Source organism: Streptomyces sp. NPDC055103, assembly GCF_053607625.1.
On the sequence record NZ_JBSGTX010000037.1, the window covers coordinates 36,257 to 52,271 of the forward strand.

General features: G+C 69.7%; 19 protein-coding genes. 2 read left to right on the forward strand and 17 right to left on the reverse strand.

Translation table 11 applies throughout. The features are described from left to right. Window positions 1-44 precede the first annotated feature (44 nt). Window positions 45-2,006, forward strand: coding sequence for a serine/threonine-protein kinase (locus tag ACWFR1_RS23055; protein ID WP_453554029.1), 1,962 nt, complete (start codon window positions 45-47; stop codon window positions 2,004-2,006). A 151-nt stretch (window positions 2,007-2,157) separates the two neighbouring features. On the opposite strand, the gene ACWFR1_RS23060 is transcribed toward ACWFR1_RS23055, so the two are convergent. From ACWFR1_RS23060 to ACWFR1_RS23130, 15 genes are all read right to left on the reverse strand, one after another. Beyond that, window positions 2,158-3,987 (reverse strand): ATP-binding cassette domain-containing protein, encoded by a 1,830-nt coding sequence (locus ACWFR1_RS23060; protein WP_453554031.1) that lies wholly within the window; start codon window positions 3,985-3,987, stop codon window positions 2,158-2,160. Window positions 3,988-4,278: 291 nt separating this feature from the next. Further along, window positions 4,279-4,917 (reverse strand): hypothetical protein, encoded by a 639-nt coding sequence (locus ACWFR1_RS23065; protein WP_453554033.1) that lies wholly within the window; start codon window positions 4,915-4,917, stop codon window positions 4,279-4,281. Window positions 4,918-5,123: 206 nt separating this feature from the next. Beyond that, window positions 5,124-5,540 (reverse strand): lasso peptide biosynthesis B2 protein, encoded by a 417-nt coding sequence (locus ACWFR1_RS23070; RefSeq protein ID WP_453554035.1) that lies wholly within the window; start codon window positions 5,538-5,540, stop codon window positions 5,124-5,126. Next, the gene (locus ACWFR1_RS23075; protein ID WP_453554037.1) at window positions 5,537-5,827 is read right to left on the reverse strand and encodes a PqqD family protein; all 291 of its coding nucleotides are present in this window, start codon (window positions 5,825-5,827) and stop codon (window positions 5,537-5,539) included. Before ACWFR1_RS23075 ends, ACWFR1_RS23070 begins: the two co-directional genes overlap by 4 nt. Beyond that, window positions 5,821-7,560: an asparagine synthase-related protein gene (locus tag ACWFR1_RS23080; protein WP_453554039.1), complete on the reverse strand. Its 1,740-nt coding sequence runs from the start codon at window positions 7,558-7,560 to the stop codon at window positions 5,821-5,823. Before ACWFR1_RS23080 ends, ACWFR1_RS23075 begins: the two co-directional genes overlap by 7 nt. 86 nt (window positions 7,561-7,646) lie before the next feature. Beyond that, a complete protein-coding gene (locus ACWFR1_RS23085) occupies window positions 7,647-7,775 on the reverse strand; it encodes a hypothetical protein (protein ID WP_453554041.1) in 129 nt (42 codons plus the stop codon). A 199-nt stretch (window positions 7,776-7,974) separates the two neighbouring features. After that, complete coding sequence (locus ACWFR1_RS23090) at window positions 7,975-8,103, reverse strand: hypothetical protein (protein ID WP_453554042.1); 129 nt, start codon at window positions 8,101-8,103, stop codon at window positions 7,975-7,977. 118 nt (window positions 8,104-8,221) lie between these two features. Continuing rightward, the gene (locus ACWFR1_RS23095) at window positions 8,222-9,418 is read right to left on the reverse strand and encodes a M20 family metallopeptidase (RefSeq protein WP_453554044.1); all 1,197 of its coding nucleotides are present in this window, start codon (window positions 9,416-9,418) and stop codon (window positions 8,222-8,224) included. Window positions 9,419-9,439: 21 nt separating this feature from the next. Next, entirely contained in the window at window positions 9,440-10,201 is a 762-nt protein-coding gene (locus ACWFR1_RS23100) for an XRE family transcriptional regulator (RefSeq protein ID WP_453554046.1), read from the reverse strand. 128 nt (window positions 10,202-10,329) lie between these two features. Next, window positions 10,330-10,926 carry a hypothetical protein gene (locus ACWFR1_RS23105; RefSeq protein ID WP_453554048.1) on the reverse strand — a complete coding sequence of 199 codons (597 nt, stop codon included), beginning with the start codon at window positions 10,924-10,926 and terminating at the stop codon, window positions 10,330-10,332. Between the two features lie 188 nt (window positions 10,927-11,114). Then, window positions 11,115-11,345 (reverse strand): helix-turn-helix domain-containing protein, encoded by a 231-nt coding sequence (locus ACWFR1_RS23110; protein WP_453554050.1) that lies wholly within the window; start codon window positions 11,343-11,345, stop codon window positions 11,115-11,117. Beyond that, window positions 11,342-11,536, reverse strand: coding sequence for a DUF5999 family protein (locus ACWFR1_RS23115; protein WP_453554052.1), 195 nt, complete (start codon window positions 11,534-11,536; stop codon window positions 11,342-11,344). Before ACWFR1_RS23115 ends, ACWFR1_RS23110 begins: the two co-directional genes overlap by 4 nt. A gap of 166 nt (window positions 11,537-11,702) precedes the next feature. Next, window positions 11,703-12,296, reverse strand: a complete 594-nt coding sequence (locus ACWFR1_RS23120; protein ID WP_453554054.1) for a class I SAM-dependent methyltransferase — start codon at window positions 12,294-12,296, stop codon at window positions 11,703-11,705. Beyond that, window positions 12,293-12,490 carry a hypothetical protein gene (locus tag ACWFR1_RS23125; protein ID WP_453554056.1) on the reverse strand — a complete coding sequence of 66 codons (198 nt, stop codon included), beginning with the start codon at window positions 12,488-12,490 and terminating at the stop codon, window positions 12,293-12,295. The genes ACWFR1_RS23120 and ACWFR1_RS23125 overlap by 4 nt, the downstream gene beginning before the upstream one ends. A gap of 136 nt (window positions 12,491-12,626) precedes the next feature. Then, on the reverse strand, window positions 12,627-13,232 hold the full coding sequence (locus tag ACWFR1_RS23130) for a hypothetical protein (protein ID WP_453554058.1): 606 nt from the start codon (window positions 13,230-13,232) through the stop codon (window positions 12,627-12,629). Window positions 13,233-13,362: 130 nt separating this feature from the next. Between ACWFR1_RS23130 and ACWFR1_RS23135 the strand changes: the two genes are divergently transcribed. Next, entirely contained in the window at window positions 13,363-14,598 is a 1,236-nt protein-coding gene (locus tag ACWFR1_RS23135) for a helix-turn-helix domain-containing protein (RefSeq protein ID WP_453554060.1), read from the forward strand. 64 nt (window positions 14,599-14,662) lie between these two features. Here the strand turns inward: ACWFR1_RS23135 and cutA are convergent, their stop codons facing one another. Both cutA and ACWFR1_RS23145 read right to left on the reverse strand, forming a co-directional pair. Beyond that, entirely contained in the window at window positions 14,663-14,989 is a 327-nt protein-coding gene (gene cutA / locus ACWFR1_RS23140) for a divalent-cation tolerance protein CutA (RefSeq protein ID WP_453554062.1), read from the reverse strand. Between the two features lie 229 nt (window positions 14,990-15,218). Next, window positions 15,219-15,851, reverse strand: a complete 633-nt coding sequence (locus tag ACWFR1_RS23145; protein ID WP_453554064.1) for a hypothetical protein — start codon at window positions 15,849-15,851, stop codon at window positions 15,219-15,221. Window positions 15,852-16,015: the final 164 nt, after the last annotated feature.

Genomic DNA, 16,015 nt, shown 5'->3' on the forward strand with positions numbered 1-16,015 from the left:
CGCCCGCCCAGCCCCACCTACCCAACCACGCAGAAGGTTCCGTCGTGTCACGAGTACAGCCCGCCCGCCCCGGTGACCCGAACCGGGTAGGCCCTTACCGGATCATCGGACGTCTTGGGTCTGGCGGCATGGGCACCGTCCACGCCGGACTCAACGCCGCCGGGCAGCGGGTCGCCATCAAGATGGTCCACGGCGCGCAGGCCGAGGACCCCGAGTTCCGTGCCCGCTTTCGTCGGGAAGTCGCCCTCTCAGCCCGCGTCAATGGGCCCTGTCTCCTCCCTCTCCTGGACGCGGACACAGAAACGGACACCCCCTGGCTTGCCACCGCCTACGCCCCCGGCCCCACCCTTGGACAGCACCTCGCCGAACACGGTCCTCTCACGGGTGGCTCCCTGTACGCGTTCGCGGCCGGTACCGCGCAAGCTCTCGCCGCGATTCACGCTGTCGGAGTCATCCACCGCGATGTGAAGCCGCAGAACATCATCCTGAGCCCTTCCGGGCCCCGTGTTCTGGACTTCGGTATCGCGCACGCCACCGACGGCACCAGCGTCACCCGTACCGGGGTGATGACCGGCACGCCGGGCTGGATCAGCCCCGAGCACTACCGCACCGGCACCGCCGGTCCGGAGGGTGACATGTTCGCCTGGGGTGCCCTCGTTGCCTACGCGGCGACAGGCCGTCTGCCGTTCGGGACCGGTGCCCCCGATGTGGTCGCCTTCCGCGTCATGTCGGCGGACGCCGACCTGGACGGTGTACCCGAACAACTCCTCGCCCTGATATCCGGCTCTCTTGCGAAGGAGCCCGAGGAGAGGATGACCGCCGAGGCCGTCGCCGAGGCCGCCTCGCGCCTCCTGGCCGCGCAGACCACACAGGTCATCATCCCCGGCCAAGACCTTCCGGCGACGATGGTCGGTGACCTGATCGCCGCCGAGTGGCACATGCCCACCCTGGACGACCCGATCTGGCACGCGCACCCGGTCCGTTCCCGCATGCGCCTGTATGTAGCGGTCGGAGCAGCTGCAGCCGTCACCGGGGCGTTGGCAGGCGGTCTGCTGGTCCTGCCCGGCGGCAGCACCGCCACCCCGCCCACGGCCGCAGCCACTTCTACAGCCGCCCCCACTTCCACCAGCAGCCCCAGCAGCAGTGCCGACGGTTCGCCGGCGACCATCGAGAACGGAGCAGGGTCAAGGACGCCTGATCCGGGCTACACCAGGACCGATGACACGCAGCCGATGTTCTCCGAATACGACAAGGCACGCGGCGCTGCCGCCGCAGCGGAGCAGGGCGCGGGCACAGCTATCAAGGACCGGACTCTCGCGCTTCTTGCGGTGAAGGGCATGACGGACGTAGACGCCACAGTCACGTTCAACCACGAGGCGCAGACCGTGTTCGTCGCCTCCGACCCGCAGCCGACATGGAGCGAGGCGGAGAAGGAGTACTTCGCGCGCAGCGCCCAGATGGCCGCCTGCACCGAACTGTCCGAGCGGCTCAAGACTGACCGCACGTGGGCCTACGGTCGGTACACAGTGATGTGGCGGGAGTTCATGACCCCTGCTGACTCCTCCACCATCCACATCCAGACGTTCGGCAAAGCCGAAGATGGCTGCGACCGCACTGGCGGTTCGGACTGGAACGGGCATCAGTCGGGCCTGGACATCGCCACGATCCCCAGCGTCCGCGAGGACGAGATCCGGGCAGCCGGCCGTACAGCGAAGAACATCCATGCCTCCTGGATGCAGGGAGGCGGCACACCGGCACCCACCAACGCCGCACAGGTGGGGTTCGATCCGGTGGAGAACGTCATGTACGTATGGACCGATCACTACGAGTGGACCGACACCTACTCCGACGGCTACCAACAAGTCGCCTCCACCGTTGCGTGCGAAGTGATCGCCGACATGTCCCGCGCCGACAAGAACTGGCCCTACCGGCGCTACTCCGTCGTCGCGATCCGGGGCAACAGCAGGGCTGACGACTTCCTTGCTTCCGGCAACTGCTCGCAATAGCACCGTGCTTTCCCTGCCTGGCGTCGCCTCCATTCACGGCGACGCCGGCCAGAGCCTCAGCGAGGGCCCGCCTGCACCAGAGCTTCCCTGATCAACCTCTGCGTGATGTCTTCGCCGGGCAGAGTGAGCCCAGGCAGGGTAGTTGCTGTGTTCACGTGCCGTCCTGCAACTGAAGCATCTCGTAGAACGTGGAGCTGCCACCACGCTGTACGAGCTCGTCGTAGGTGCCGGTCTCGATGATGTGGCCGCCTTCGAGGACGATGATGCGGTCGGCGAGGCGGGCGTTGGCGAGGCGGTGGGTGATGAAGAGGGTGGCGCGGCCCGCGGCGAGGTTCTTGAGGCGGGTGAAGATGCGGTGCTCGGCGCGGGCGTCGAGGGCGGCCGTGGGTTCGTCCATGACGAGGACGGGGGCGTCGCGGTGGAAGGCGCGGGCGATGGCGAGGCGCTGCCACTGGCCGCCGGAGAGATCATGTCCGCCCCACCAGGAGCGGGCGAGGGAGGTGTCGAGGCCGTTGGGGAGCTGGGCGAGGACGGCGTCGGCGCCGGATGCTTCGGCTGCGGCGTGGATGGCGGGGTCGCCTTCGGGCCGGGGTTGGCCGAGGTGGATGTTGGCGCGGGCGTCGAGGGGCCAGCGGGTGTAGTCCTGAGGCACGAGCCCGATGTGGGGGTACACGGTGGCCGGGTCGGCGTCGGCGAGGTCGATGCCGTCCCAGGAGACGGTTCCGCTGGTGGGTAGGTACAGGCCTGTGAGGAGCTTGGCCAGGGTGGTCTTGCCGGAGCCGTTTTCGCCGATGAGCGCGATGACTTCGCCGCGCTTGAGATCGAGGCTGATGCCGTCGAGTGCGGGCCGGTCGGTTCCGGGGTAGGTGAAGGCGGCGTCGTTGACGCTGATCACCTCGGGCCCGGTCTCCGGGATGCGGGCAGTGCCTCGGCGGGCCGTCCAGGGTCCGGCGACGGCGAGGAAGCGGTGCCAGTCGCCGACGGCGAGGGAGGTGCGGAAGAGTCCGGCCCCGGCGCGCACGGTGGTGCTGAGCGCGGCGGAGGCGGTGCGGAGAGCGAGCGCGGCGGCGCCGGCTGCGGCGAGTTCGATGCGGCCGGTGGAGACCAGCAGGACGAGCGCGGCCCAGGCCGCGGCCGTTCCGAGGGCGGTGAGGGCGTCGCCGATGCCTCGGACGGTGAGGGCCTTGCGGATGGCGGTGAGCTGTTCGTCTTCGAGGCGGCTGGAGACGATGCGGTACTGGCTGGTGAGGAAGTCGGCCATGGTGCCGGCGCGGACTTCGTCGGCGGTGGTGTGCTCGGTGGTGTAGGAGCGGAAGACGTTGCGCAGGCGGGAGTCGCCGAGGTTGCGGTGGTGTGCGTCGTGTTCGATCCGCGCGGCGCGTACGGCGCCCCAGGCGCACGGTGCGGCGGCGAGCAGGAGCAGGCCGAGGACGGCGGGGTGGAGAACGGCGACGACGACGGCGGCGGCGAAGATCTGGGCGGCCGCGGAGGTGAGCAGCTGGGCGTCGAGGATCAGGTCGCGGGTCTTGTCGGCGCCGTCGGCGGCGGCCTGGCGGGCGTTCTCGAAGTCGGGGTCCTCGTACGCGGCGAGCTCGGCTGTGGTGGAGGCCGCGATGACGCGGAGGTCGGCTTCCCGGACGACCTTCGGGGCCAGGCGGGCAGCGGCGGCCCGGGCGGCGGCGTCGAAGACGTAGCGGCCGCACAGGGCGATACAGAGGACGGCCAGGGCTCCGGCGCGGTCCTGGAGCCCAACGAGAATGTCCGTGCCGGTGAACAGGCCGGCCAGCACGCGGGTGGTCGCGGCGAGCGCGGCGGCGGTGAGCAGCGCGCCGGCGGCCTGGCAGACGGCCAGGGTCAGGACGGCACGGTGGTCGGTGGCCCAGCCCAGCCGGACGGCCTCGCCGAGGGTCTGCGGCAGGCGGCGGGCGATGGCCCAGGTCGACATGGTCGCGTTGGCGTCCTGGTATCGATCGGAGGCCATGCGCATGACGGGGGGCTGGCCAACGGCGGGGGCCGGCGGCGCGATGGTTGCGGTAGAACTCACGGGCCAAGGAACGCGCGTGGTGGTGCTGCGGGGCAACGTGATTGTTGACGGCATGCGCGCATCGAGGCCGGTCAGACAATCAGGCCGTCAACTTCGCGTTGCGAGATTCACCCAATCGTGGAGCCGTGGCCCGGAAGGACGGAGGCGTGTCTCCCCCGGGCCACAGCCGTTTGATGCGTGCCCTAAGACCTTCAGGCGGGCAATCTCGACGAAGGCCGCCAAGCTCCGCTAGACCACGTCCACGTCGCCGTCGCGCAGCGCCTTGGCGATACTCACCACCCGGCTGAACGTGATGCCGGTGTCTTCGTTCCTGTCGTTGGTGCAGAAGGCGCCCTCCCGGAACCGGGCGTCCCAGACGTCATCCCACAGGACGTGGAAGTACTCCTGGTGATCCCGCGAGATTTCGTACTCCACCAGCTTCTTCTTCAGCCGATCCTCCCAGGGCTCCGCGGCCTTTTCGTCTTTGAGCGGTTTCACCGGGGGTGACAGCCACGCGTCCATCAGGCACATTTTGTGTAGCTTCGCGGCGTGGACGTACCGCGGGAACCGGGTCTTCCAGAAGCCGTAGGAGCGCCCGATCTTGATGTACGCGGTCACCGGGTTCTCGTACCACAACGCATACAGCTGGTCTCCGGGCTGCTCCACTCCACCGGAACTCAGCTCCATGCTGCGCAGGGCCGCCTCGAAGGTGGTCTTCGTGTCCTTGGGGTCTGGCATGCGGCGGCCTCGCGTGGCATCCCGAATCCGTTCCCGTGCTCGGAACGCCGCCTCTTGCAGATCCAGGTCCCGCAGCCTGTCCAGGCCGGGGCTGGGGCCGTCCTCCCCGCTCAGGTCGATGTAGTACGACCGGGGGTCTTCCATGTCCATGCTTCCCCTCCCGAAGGTGACATCGGGTCAGGATGCTGTCGGCCGGAGGGATTGGGAAGATCGGCCCCCGGATTCCCGGACTATGGACATGGGAAGGCCCCGTCCGCCGCGAAGGAAGACGGGGCCGGTGTGGCTCAGCTGGTTTCCTGGCCTCCCTGGTCCTCTGGCTCCGCGAACCGGCCACATGATCATTTGTCAGACAGGCCTTAGGGCACGGACAGGACGCGGGTGTAGGGCCGGTCCGCGCCGTCGCCGACGTCGTGTCCGACGGGTCCCTCGGCGGTGTCGACCCAGGCGTGCGCGGCGTCGGGCAAGCGGCGGGCCCCGAGAGCCCAGGAGGCGCGCCGTCCGGTGAGGGCAGTCGCGAGGACGGTGGCGAGGCTGATCTCCATGCACGCGATTCGGCCCGGCCACCATGTGGGGGTGATGTGTCGTACGGCAGTGTCGAGACGTGCGACCTGCTCGCGGCGGGCGGCCGGCAGGTGGCGCAGGGCCCGTACGGCGGTGATGCGGTGCCTCAGCGGCAGGCGGCTGAGCGCGAGGGAGAGAACGAGCCCCACCGTGGCGACGGTCCGCTCGGGCAGGGTGGGCGTGTCCAGTGGGACGGGAACCATCTGGGTCATCGCCTCCACCACCTTCGGCGCGGAGCGTGGGTGGCGTCGACGAGGAGCCCGTCGCGCTGCCACTGGTTCACGAGGTTGTCGACGCCGAGGCGTACGGCGTAGGGGTCGCGGCCGGTGGGGATCGCGAGTTCGTCGGCGAGGCCGTCGGTGGTGCCGTTGGTGACGATCGCCTGCCAGATCCGCGAGACGTCCGGGCTGAGCATCGACCACCTCGCGGTTCGGATGTCGAGGAGCACGATCCCGTGCTCGTCGGTGGCGTGGTGGATGTGGCCGGCCGGGGTCAGCATGATGCCTCCGCAGGGGCGCAGGCGCCGGTGAGCCACCAGGAGACCGTCAGCATCTGGTGCATGTCCGCGGATCCGGTCGGAGTCCGGCCCTGCGCGAGGTGGTCGAGCGTGCCGGCCACGGCCTCGGGGTCGAACAGGCCCGTCGTCGTCAGAGGGCTCATGGTGAGAAGGCCGCGAAGCCGGGGGCGGTGCTGCTGGAACGCCACGATCCGCTGGGGGGTGAAGGATCCCTTGGAGCGGCGCCCGAGCAGCCAGTCGGGCAGGTCGGGCAGGGCTGCCGAGAGCAGCGGCTTGAAAGTGTAGAGACCGCGGCGAGCCGCCGGGGGTACGGCGAACGCGGCGCGGACCACGGCGTTGTCAAGGTACGGGTAGACGGGGCGGATGCCGAGAGCGTCGGCGTAGGGGGCCCAGCTGCGCGCCGCAGCGCCGGTGAACCGGAGCGCGGACCACTGGTCGAACTCGTCGGCTCGTTCCGGCTGCGAGGTGTCGGCGGCAGCCTCCCGGAGCAGCACGGCCGCCTGGGCGCGGCCCTCGGGGGTCAGCCAGGACGCAGCCGCGCCCAGGCGGCACCAGGACCACCCCGCCATGCCCTCCGCGGGCTGGGGCCGGTTCTTCTCCAACTGCTCCACGGCCCTCTCCAGGACTCCGATCCGGCCGAGCGCAGCGGTCTCCCGCAGGCCCTTCCAGAACGGGCCCGGCGCCATGTTCCGCATCCGGGCGTAGGCGACGATCTGGCGGTGCGCGGTGCGACGTTCGCCCTCCTGGAGAAGCCGCACCCAGACCGAGGAGGTCGCATCCAGGACGACGTCGCCGCCGTGCCCGGTCAGGTGAAGGGGCAGGCCAGCCACCGGGGCGAGGTAGGTGCGGTCCATCTCGTACAGGGCTGCGCCCATGGCCGGCTCCAGGCCGGTCGGCTGGCCGGCGGGGAAGGAGAAGGGCAGGTCCTCGTCGGCGCCGTGCGCGATGGTGTGCTCGATGTCGGTGTGCTCGGCGATCCGGGCGGCGAAGGACGCGTCCTCGGCGCTGGTGTAACCGTCGGTGTAGGTGACCGCGTGCACCCGGCCGACCCGTGAGGCGAGGACGACGGCCGCAGAGGAGTCGAGACCTCCCGACAGGTCCGCGCCCACCGTCCCGCCAGCGGCCCTCACCCGGTACTGCACGGCCTGAGCGAGGGCGGATCCGAACCGGGCAGCCCCGGATTGCAGGTCCTCGACCGGAATGGTCGCGGTGAGGTCGACGAGCTGCGGTCCCTGGCCGGCAGGGAGCAGCAGGCCGAAGCCGCCCGGTACCAGGCTGATCCCCTCGTACGGACTGCGGCCGGGCCAGTGGTCGCTGCCTGCGACGATCCGCGAGGCCGCGAGCGCCAGATCGGCCACGAGCGGCTTCCCAAGACGACGAAGGTCGGTCGCCCACGTCACGTCGGCGGTGTAGTAGACGGGCCGGAGCCCGGCCAGGTCCCCGCAGATGAACCTCTCGCGCTCGTTCCCGGCGATCACCCAGTACGAGCCCGGCCAGCCCGTCAGATCCTCCCACCGTCCCGCTCGGACGGCCGCGAGCGCGCCGTACAGCTCCTTCTCGCTCACCGGGCAGTCACCGACGACCGCGACGGCGGCACCGCCCTCGGTCGCGCTGCGCACGCGGGTCCCGAGTCCCGTACGGACGCCGTCAAGGCCGGCGATACCGACTCCACTGCGCTCAGCCGTCGGACCGGCGGCAAGCCACTGCTCTTCCATCCCTCTCTGCCTCCTGCTCGAATCCGGAAACGGGCCCAGGGGCCGCCGCAGTGCGACAGCCCCCGGGTTCCTGTGGCACCGGGCGGTCAGCCCTCGAAGTAGTTGTCCTTGTCGGAGTCGTTGAAGACCTGCCGCCCGAGGGTGAGCTCGGCGACGTCGTGGGTGTTGACCTCGGCCTCGAAGTCGACGGCGGGGATGGTGGTCTGCTCGGCCATGGCCGGGCCTCCTTGGTGTCGATGGTTCCTTCTCGGGTGGTGCACATCTATGACATCGGATTCGAACTCCCTTGCTTAGAGCGGGAGTTGGTGACTTCATGGGGGAAAAGTAGGGGGGTGGCGCGACCCAGTAGCACCCGGACATGAGCCCGGGGGCCGCCGCAGTGCGACAGCCCCCGGACTGGTGGTGTCGGGCCGGTTAGCCCTCGAAGTAGTCCTCCTTGTCGGACGCGCGGCCCATGTGGTTGCCGAGGGTGAGCTCGGCGACGTCGTGGGTGTTGACCTCGGCCTCGAAGTCGACGGCGGGGATGGTGGTCTGCTCGGCCATGGCCGGCCTCCCTGGTGTCGGGGTGTCTCCGTAAACGGTGCACGTCCATGACATCGGGTGCGGGCCGACCTCTGAAGAGCAGGAACTGGTGACTTCCTGGGGGAAATGTAGGGAGCGGTCAGTGCGCGCTCAGCAGACCCGCCACGGCCCGCTGGTGGATGCCGTAGATGTCCGGGAGCTCGGCCAGCGACGCACGCTCGTCGATGCCGTGCAGGCCCTCGTAGGGAACGCCGAACCCGGCCGTGGCGGGGATGCCGTGGCCGGCGAGGAGGTTCCCGATGTTCGACGGCCCTGCGGTCTTCGCCCGGACGTCGAGCCCCGCCGCTCGGGCAACGGACAGCAGCGCGGCGGCTGGCTGCTCGTCCTCCTCCAGCCGGAACGCCGGCCAGGACGCGACCTCGGCCACCCCCGTCGGCACGGGGGCGGGCAGCTCGGCGTCGAGCTCGGCAACGGCCTTACGCACCAGGGTCTCGGCGTTGTACGCGTCGAAGGAGGGGGTGGTGCGGACATCGACGTTGATGTCCACCCGGTCGGGGGTCACGGAGAAGCCCTCGCCGCCGTGGAAGGCGGTGACGGTCAGCTTCGGCCCGAGCGGGAATCCGGAGGCATCGTCAGGGCCCGGCAGCTCGGCGGCGTCCAGCAGGCTCACCAGGCGCGAGGCGCGGGTGATGGCGCCAGTGACGGTGCGGCTGGAACCGGAATGCCCGGACGGCGCGTGCACGGAGATCGCGGCACGCCACAGGCCGCGGCCCCCGACGACGACCTCGTCCATGCCGGGGTACCCGATGATCACCCCGGCTGGCCGGGCGGCGTAGGGGTCGGCGAGGTAGGCGCGGGCCCCGCCGAAGTTGCCGGTGTGCTCGTCAACGTCCAGGAGCACGGCGAGGCCGCCCGCGAAGTTGTGCGGCCGGGCGGCGAGGTCGGCGGCGATGTGGCAGTACATCGCGGCGGCGAGCTTGGAGTCGGCGGCGCCCCTGCCCAGGAGCCACCCGTCCCGGACCTGGCCGGAGCTGGGGTCGAAGGACCAACGGGTCAGATCCCCGTACGGGGCGGTGTCCACGCAGGCATCAAGCGTCCACCACGGGCCCGGCCGGTCGCCGGCGACCTCCGCGAGGAGGCCGACCAGGGCGCCACCGCTGTCGTGGAGGCGCCGGTGCGGCACCGTGTAGGCCGTCAGCCACTCCTCCAGGACGTTGAGGACGGGACCGTAGTCGTCGGTCCCGCCACGGCTCGGCTGGCGGATCAGCTCTTGCGCGAGCCTCACCACCGACCGCATCGTCTCGTCCCGCCCGGCCTCCCAAGGGCCATTGGCCATGCCCTTCCCACCCCAACTTCCCTATCTGCGCCGCACGGGCAGTTCCCGTACGTCCCGTATCGTGCCCAGCAACCGCGCCGCCGCGCACGCTTCTCGACCGTGATGGACAAGACCGGCCGCGGCCTCGCCGTCGAGGACGATGCCGCAGTCGAAGCCATCTGCACTGTGCAGGGACGGCAGCGGCACTACGGCCTGCTTCTCCGAGGCCACGAAGAACCGCTCCAGCGTCTCCCCGCGGTCGACATATCCGATGCTCAGGGTCCGGACCCCGTTGCGGCGCTCGTCCGGGTTCCTCAGCTCCATGAGCCGTACCAGGTGTTCGGACAGCTCCGGGTGCCGCGGCGGCCCGTAGAGCACGCGGGTGTGCACCAGGTCCGGATTCTGCGCAACGGCCGTCTCGATCACGCCCAGGTACGCCTTCTCACGGCTCCGGCTGCCCGTCACCACCAGGTGCTCACGCGCGCCGGTCACCACCGAGGTCATAGCCTCCACCAGGTCGGCCCACCGGGTCACGAGCGTCCCTTGCGCCTGATGCAGGGCCTGAGCGACACCGTGCTGTCCGTCCTGGTGAGCGAACAGCACGTCGCCCGGCTTGTCGTACAGGTCGCACAGGCCGCGCCGGTTCCGCAGCCCCGTACGTCGCCGCCCCGATTCCCACGCGCTGAGCTGACTGGTGTCGCTCGTCCCACCCGTGAGGGCGTTCAGCAGGGCGACCGCCTCCTCCAGCGTGAGGTTCTTCTCCAACCGCGCCCGCTTGAGCGCCGATTCCGCCGGCGTGTCCATCGAGACCGCCTCCTCCTGACTCCGCCGTGCTTCCACATGTTCCAGATCGCCGTGTTGGTCGTACAGGTGGTGCAAGGGGGCGGGGCGAAGCACATGCTCGCTGGGCAACGCCCCCGGGGGAACTGAACCTACGGATTCAGCGCCGGAGCCCTCGCGGCGCGCGCGCCCTTCTCAGCACCTTGCGTCGGCAGGACGTAGTAGCCGCGGCCGACGGGACCGTCCCAGCAAGCCACGAGCCGATCCCTGATGAGCATGCGGAGGGCGCGGGGCACCTTCTCCAAGGTCAGGCCGTGTCGAGCGGCGAGGATCGCGGTGGGCAGTGGTGTGCCGGGCCGGTACGCGCCGCTCTGTATGCCGGAACGGACAACCCGGTCGAGGGCAACGTCGTCGGGGTGGTGCTCCTGCGGGCCCAAGCGGCGAAGACCGCTCCTGTTGTAGACCACCTCGCCAAGCTGATCCAGCTGCACCATCGCCGCTGCCACGTCACGCTGCTGCTGGCCAATCTCATCCGCCAGCGCGCCGGCGCCCGGCAGGGAAGTGCCCACGCCGTACTTCGCCAGGTGGTTGCGCAGAAGGTGCAGTAGGAGGGCTCGGCGCTGGACGTATGGTTCCTCGTTCCTTCTGACCTTCCTCTCCGGGTCGTCGGGGCTCGGTGCCGCCGTGCCGCCGTCATCGTCGCGAGCCGCACCTATGCCTGATATATCCAGTAATTCGTGAATAGTCATTCTTCCTGCCAGGATTCAAAGTTGATCACGCCGAGTTCCAGGTTGCTCTTCCCTGCCCCGCCCGACCGGGCGGTGAGGGTGGCTTGGCCTGAGAGCTCGGGAGCTGGTGCCCGCCCCGGGCTCCGCCTCGTGGTGGCCGCGGTATGCCGGTCCGGCAGCAGGCCGGGACGGAGTCTGGATAGTCGGGGCTACGGCTTGCTGTGGCCGCCCTTAGGCGGCCGGAGGGTCACCCCGGCGTGGACCAAGAGGCCTCGGACGAAGCCGTACGAGCGTCCCGACGCACGTACGAGATCCCGAATCGAGGCGCCGGCGTCGTACCGCTTCCGCAGTTCGTCGGCGACCTGGGCCCGCTCGGACTCCCCGACCTGCTTGCGGGGGACCGGCCAGTCGAACGGGTCGGCCGCGGTTGTGCGTCTCATGCCAGGACCTTTACGGCGGGGCGGTGCGGGTCCACGACCTTCCCGCTCGGCAGCAGCTCGCCGGTGTCCTCGAAGATCAAGACGCCGTTACACAGGAGGCTCCACCCCTGTTCCGGGCGGTGCGCCAGCAGGCGGGCGGCCTCGTGATCGGCGGAATCAGCTGCGGGGCAGGGGGGCTCATGCGTGCACATGCTCGTCCTCATCAGGCGTGCCTCCCGCGCCGGCTCTGCCACGGGGGTCGGCTCGGGCCGGCGCGGGAGGGGTTCGGGGCCACAGGGAGTGCTGCAGCGGAGGGGGGCTCAGATACGTGGGCGCCTTCTGGGTCACAGCCCCACGGCGCCCGGAAGCGGGGCAGGATCAGCTGTAGGGGCCGCGGAGGACCACGGCGGTGATTTCGCCGCGGGGGTCGACGTCGTACCGGTCGCACTCACTCCAGCCCCGTGCGAGCTCGCGGACCTGCTCCTCGTGGAGTCCGACGGGCCCTCCGTCGCGCATCTTCTCGACGACCGTCGTGGTGATGTGCAGTACGCCGTCCTTGCGCAGCCACCGGCGGACGTCCGCGATGAACCGCGGCGTCTCCAGGAACTGCAGGACGTGCCGGCACGACACGATGTCCACGGACTCGGGCCGGAGGCGGCTGGGGATCGCGTCGGCGTCGAAGTCATGGACCTCGAAGGCGAGGGGGCCGTGGTTGTGGTGGAGCTGGCGGGCCCGCTCGATCGCGACCGGGGAGTAGTCGTAGCCGGTGACAGACAGGCCGAGCCTGGACATCCGGCAGGCCCACTCCCCCAAGCCGGTGCCGATGTCCACCGCTTCCTGCCCCGCACCAGCGGCGACGCGATCCTGGAACGCACCCACCTCGGCGCGCGGGACCGGCGCAAAGTGGGTGTTGGGGACCGCGTACATGTCGTCCCAGAAGGCGGCAGAGCGGTGCTGGCGAAGGACGTTCACGACGTGGCCTCCCGCTCCTGCGCCTCGCCGACAGCGGGGCGGAGTCCGAGCCGGTGGAGGCGGGCCGGGTCGAAGCGGCGGTCGAAGGTGTCGCCGAGCCCCGCCCCGAACAGGTTCACGGGCAAGGGTTCGGCGGCCGGGGGAATGATCGCGGCCAGGGTCTGTCCCGGGGCGCGCCTGTCGAGCGGGGTCACGAGAATCCTCTCAAGGGGTTCTGGCACTAAGCAGCAGGAGAGGGATGGCGGTGCCAACGACGATCACGAGAAGGACCTGTGCGGCAATCTGCCGCCAGCCGATTCCTCGGGCGTCGAGCCATCGGAGAGGCCTCCTTCACGGCTCTGCTTCGGGGACCAGGAGCGCGGTGAACCCGAGGCATTCGGCAACGAACTCCAGCTCACCGGTGTACGCCGCGTCGTTGCTGCTGATGTGGGTGCGGTCTGGAACAAGGACCCCATCGGCCAGGCCGGTGCTGATCAGCTGGCGCACGTCCCTCCAACCGGGCCAGTGCTCCGGCACGGCGTGCGCGCCATGGCCGAACTGCGCCTGGTCGTGGATCATCCGGTCGGCACTCCAGCCGTGCCGGTCGGCCTCCGCCTTGAGGCGGTCGAAGATCGGCGCCACGTCTTCACCGTGGAAGGTTCGGGCGTAGAGAACGACCTTGCGGGAGGGGCGGGCACTCCCCTCCCGGGTCAGGCCGGGCTGGTTCAGGCGTCGGCGCAGCTGGAGGAGCCGCCTGCCGCTCGGCACGCGCTCCCCAGCTACCCCGAGCCTCGCGCGGAAGGCGTACTCGCGGTCCATCCAGTCCTCGCCCTGAGCAAGATGGCGGAGATCCACGCTCCCACCGGCCAGGGGCGGCCAGGCACCCGTGAGGGTGACGTTCTGACGAAGGGCGGTCGTGGAAGCAGTGCCTCTCACCACCGTGCGGATCGTGGTCATGGCTCCATCGCACCGCCTCGACAAGCCACGGACCAGGGGGAACTAGAGGGGGAAAACTCTGTCAAGGGGGAAACACGGAGGGGGAATTGGAGTCATGATGAGGCCCCGCCCACACGCAGAGGTCACACTCATGGCAGCAGATCCGTTCGCTCAGTTACTGGTCCAGCTCCGTGACAAGGTCGGACGCACCCAGGACCAACAGGCTGACGCGATCAACAGGGCATCCGGCCGGGACACCGTCACCCGCCGGGAGATCAACCGCTACGAGCACGGCAAGAGCATCCCGACCAACCACACGCTTACGCACATGGCAGTGGCCTGCGGCGTCTCTCCTGAGTACTTGCATCAGGAAGCGTCCATCGCCCGAGCCCGGCGGAGGCAGCGGAGCCGCCGTGGGGAGGAGGACCACGACGACATGAAGCGTCGCACTGTGCTCGAGATCGGGGCGGTGGCCGCCGCCGAACCGTGGAGCCGACTCGCGCACGCCCTGGGGAAGGGGCGAAGGGTGGATGCGGACGCGGCGAGCGCCTTGACCGACCGGGCTGCCGCGCTGCACATCAGCGAGCACAACCTCACGGCCCGACAGCTCCAAGGAGCGGTGGAATCTCACCTGGACGCGATCACGGCCGCTCTGCCCTGGGCCGGCGGCTATCAGCGGGAGCTGACCGTGGCCGCTGGGGAGACAGCCGCCCTAGCCGGGTGGGTCGCTTGGGATCTCGGCGACTACAGCGCAGCAGGCGCGTACTACAAGGTCACGACGGAGTGCGCGGAGGCAGCGGGCCATCCACCCCTTCGAGCCCTGGCACTGGCCTACGCCAGCTACGGCGCGCCCACACCACGCAGGGCTGTGGAACTGCTGGCACAGGCCGCTCAGGACGTACGAGGACCCGGCAACGCCGCAGCGGCAGCCTGGATCTACGGAAGACAGGCGGAGGAGTCCGCGAACGCGGAGAATCCCACCGCCGCCTTGCGGGCCCTGGAGCACGCACGCGTTGCGTACGACTTCGCCGACTACACCAACGAGCAGGCATGGGTGCGGTTCATGACCCCATACCGCCTCGACTCGTTGTCACTCTCGGTGTACGGACGTCTCGGTCGGCAGGAGATCAGCGAGACCGCCAACGAAGCCGTTCGCCGGCTAGGGGAAGGACTGCCCGACTCGGGGGTCGTAGTACTTGGCGACCTCTCGGACGCCCTACTGCGCGGCGGTGACGTAGAACAAGGTGTGGATGTGGCCTATCAGTTCGCGGCGGCGGCCGAGGCCCGTCCTAACACCATGGCGAAGGAACGCGCGCGAACGGTCGCTGCTCATCTGCCCGATCGTGAACGCGACCTACTCCGGCGGCTCCGGCAGCTCGCCGCCTGAACCTCGTGCGCGGGAGATAGCGTCCACTCCCGCGCGGCGAGCGGACACTCGCCTCGCATCGCGCCTACTGCGGTGTCGACTCCTCGACTACCCAGGACAGGTACGCCTCGGATCCACCCGTGATGGGGAGCGTGATCCATTCGGGAACCTCGTAGCTGTGCTCCTGGTGCACCCACGTCTGGAGGTCAGCAAGACGGTCCGCGGGCGTCTTGTACGAGATACGCCACTCCTGAGCGGTCTCGATGTCGCCCTTCCAGCGGTAGACCGCGGTGAAAGGGGGGTCGATGTGCGCGCAGGCGGCAAGGCGGGCCTCAACGGCCCCCAGGGCCAGGGCCTTCGCCTTCTCCTCGTCGTCGATAGTCGTCTGCGCGATCACGATCTCGGTCGCCATGCGGCTGCTCCTCCTTGGACGGTATGCCTCGACCCTACCCACGCGATCAGCGCATCTGACCGGCTTCCAGCCGAGGCTTCGTCACACGCTGCCGACATCAGGACGCGGCCCGAACGAACGGCGACACCGAGGGTGGCTGATGGGCCACTCGGCTGCTTCCTCCACGGTACGCAGCGTCCGGGTGGCCTTGTCCGCGTCCTGGTGCGAAGTCCAGCCGCAGTCCAGGCCGTCACTCGACGGGCTTCCACTCCCCGCAGCCCTCACTGTTGAAGGAGTAGTCGCTGGCGCGGATCGTCACCTGGACGCGGGCGGCGCCGGCCGTGAAGTAGTTGTCGATCGGGTTGCCGTTTCGGTCGGTGCGTTCCCAGTAGCAGTTCTCCACGTCGGTGGTGACGTAGGTGCCGGGCTGCACGTCCTTGCCGACCTGGAGGACGCCGGATCCGAAGATTTTGCCCTCGTCCGAGAGCCGGTTGTCCTTCTCGGCGCCGGCCAGCAGCTTCGTGATGCGGCCCTTCTGCGGGTGGTCGGGGCATAGGAGGAGCGCGCCTCGGACTTCGGTGATCTGCTCGGGCGATCCGGCTTCCTCAAGGTAGGCGAAGCTGTCGGTCGCGTTCTGCGCGCACATCGAGTACAGGGTGCCGAGCGGACTGGTGTCGCCGTCGTTGCTTTCGCCGTACGCGGTGGTGAGGGCCTTCTGCTCCTTCGGGCTGAGCTTGTCCCCGGACACGGTGCCTTCGCAGAGGTCGTACATGCCGAACCACGCCTGGGCGGGGGCGCTGAACTCGGTATCAGCGCCGGTGCACTGGATCGACACCGAGATGGGCACGGGCGTGTACTCGACCTCCGGGGCCGCTGTGATCACCGGCGGCGGGGTCGCGGTGGGCCCGGACTTCCCCTCTGGGGACGCGTTCGAGCACGCGGTCAGCGCCAGCGCGGCCACGGCCGCCGCGGCAGCAATCCGTCTCTTCAAAGTCCCCCCAGACTGTTCAGGGCCCCGAAGAATGGCCCAGGTTGCTAGAAGCACCG

What these genes read in the sequence shown, in the direction of transcription:
- ACWFR1_RS23060 (WP_453554031.1), bottom strand. Translation starts at nt 3,987, where the DNA reads ATGGCCTCCGATCGATACCAGGACGCCAACGCGACCATGTCGACCTGG.
- ACWFR1_RS23115 (WP_453554052.1), bottom strand. Translation starts at nt 11,536, where the DNA reads ATGTGCACGCATGAGCCCCCCTGCCCCGCAGCTGATTCCGCCGATCAC.
- ACWFR1_RS23110 (WP_453554050.1), bottom strand. Translation starts at nt 11,345, where the DNA reads ATGAGACGCACAACCGCGGCCGACCCGTTCGACTGGCCGGTCCCCCGC.
- ACWFR1_RS23065 (WP_453554033.1), bottom strand. Translation starts at nt 4,917, where the DNA reads ATGGACATGGAAGACCCCCGGTCGTACTACATCGACCTGAGCGGGGAG.
- ACWFR1_RS23100 (WP_453554046.1), bottom strand. Translation starts at nt 10,201, where the DNA reads ATGGACACGCCGGCGGAATCGGCGCTCAAGCGGGCGCGGTTGGAGAAG.
- ACWFR1_RS23130 (WP_453554058.1), bottom strand. Translation starts at nt 13,232, where the DNA reads ATGACCACGATCCGCACGGTGGTGAGAGGCACTGCTTCCACGACCGCC.
- ACWFR1_RS23075 (WP_453554037.1), bottom strand. Translation starts at nt 5,827, where the DNA reads ATGCTGACCCCGGCCGGCCACATCCACCACGCCACCGACGAGCACGGG.
- ACWFR1_RS23090 (WP_453554042.1), bottom strand. Translation starts at nt 8,103, where the DNA reads ATGGCCGAGCAGACCACCATCCCCGCCGTCGACTTCGAGGCCGAGGTC.
- ACWFR1_RS23085 (WP_453554041.1), bottom strand. Translation starts at nt 7,775, where the DNA reads ATGGCCGAGCAGACCACCATCCCCGCCGTCGACTTCGAGGCCGAGGTC.
- ACWFR1_RS23105 (WP_453554048.1), bottom strand. Translation starts at nt 10,926, where the DNA reads ATGACTATTCACGAATTACTGGATATATCAGGCATAGGTGCGGCTCGC.
- ACWFR1_RS23080 (WP_453554039.1), bottom strand. Translation starts at nt 7,560, where the DNA reads ATGGAAGAGCAGTGGCTTGCCGCCGGTCCGACGGCTGAGCGCAGTGGA.
- cutA (WP_453554062.1), bottom strand. Translation starts at nt 14,989, where the DNA reads ATGGCGACCGAGATCGTGATCGCGCAGACGACTATCGACGACGAGGAG.
- ACWFR1_RS23070 (WP_453554035.1), bottom strand. Translation starts at nt 5,540, where the DNA reads ATGACCCAGATGGTTCCCGTCCCACTGGACACGCCCACCCTGCCCGAG.
- ACWFR1_RS23095 (WP_453554044.1), bottom strand. Translation starts at nt 9,418, where the DNA reads ATGGCCAATGGCCCTTGGGAGGCCGGGCGGGACGAGACGATGCGGTCG.
- ACWFR1_RS23135 (WP_453554060.1), top strand. Translation starts at nt 13,363, where the DNA reads ATGGCAGCAGATCCGTTCGCTCAGTTACTGGTCCAGCTCCGTGACAAG.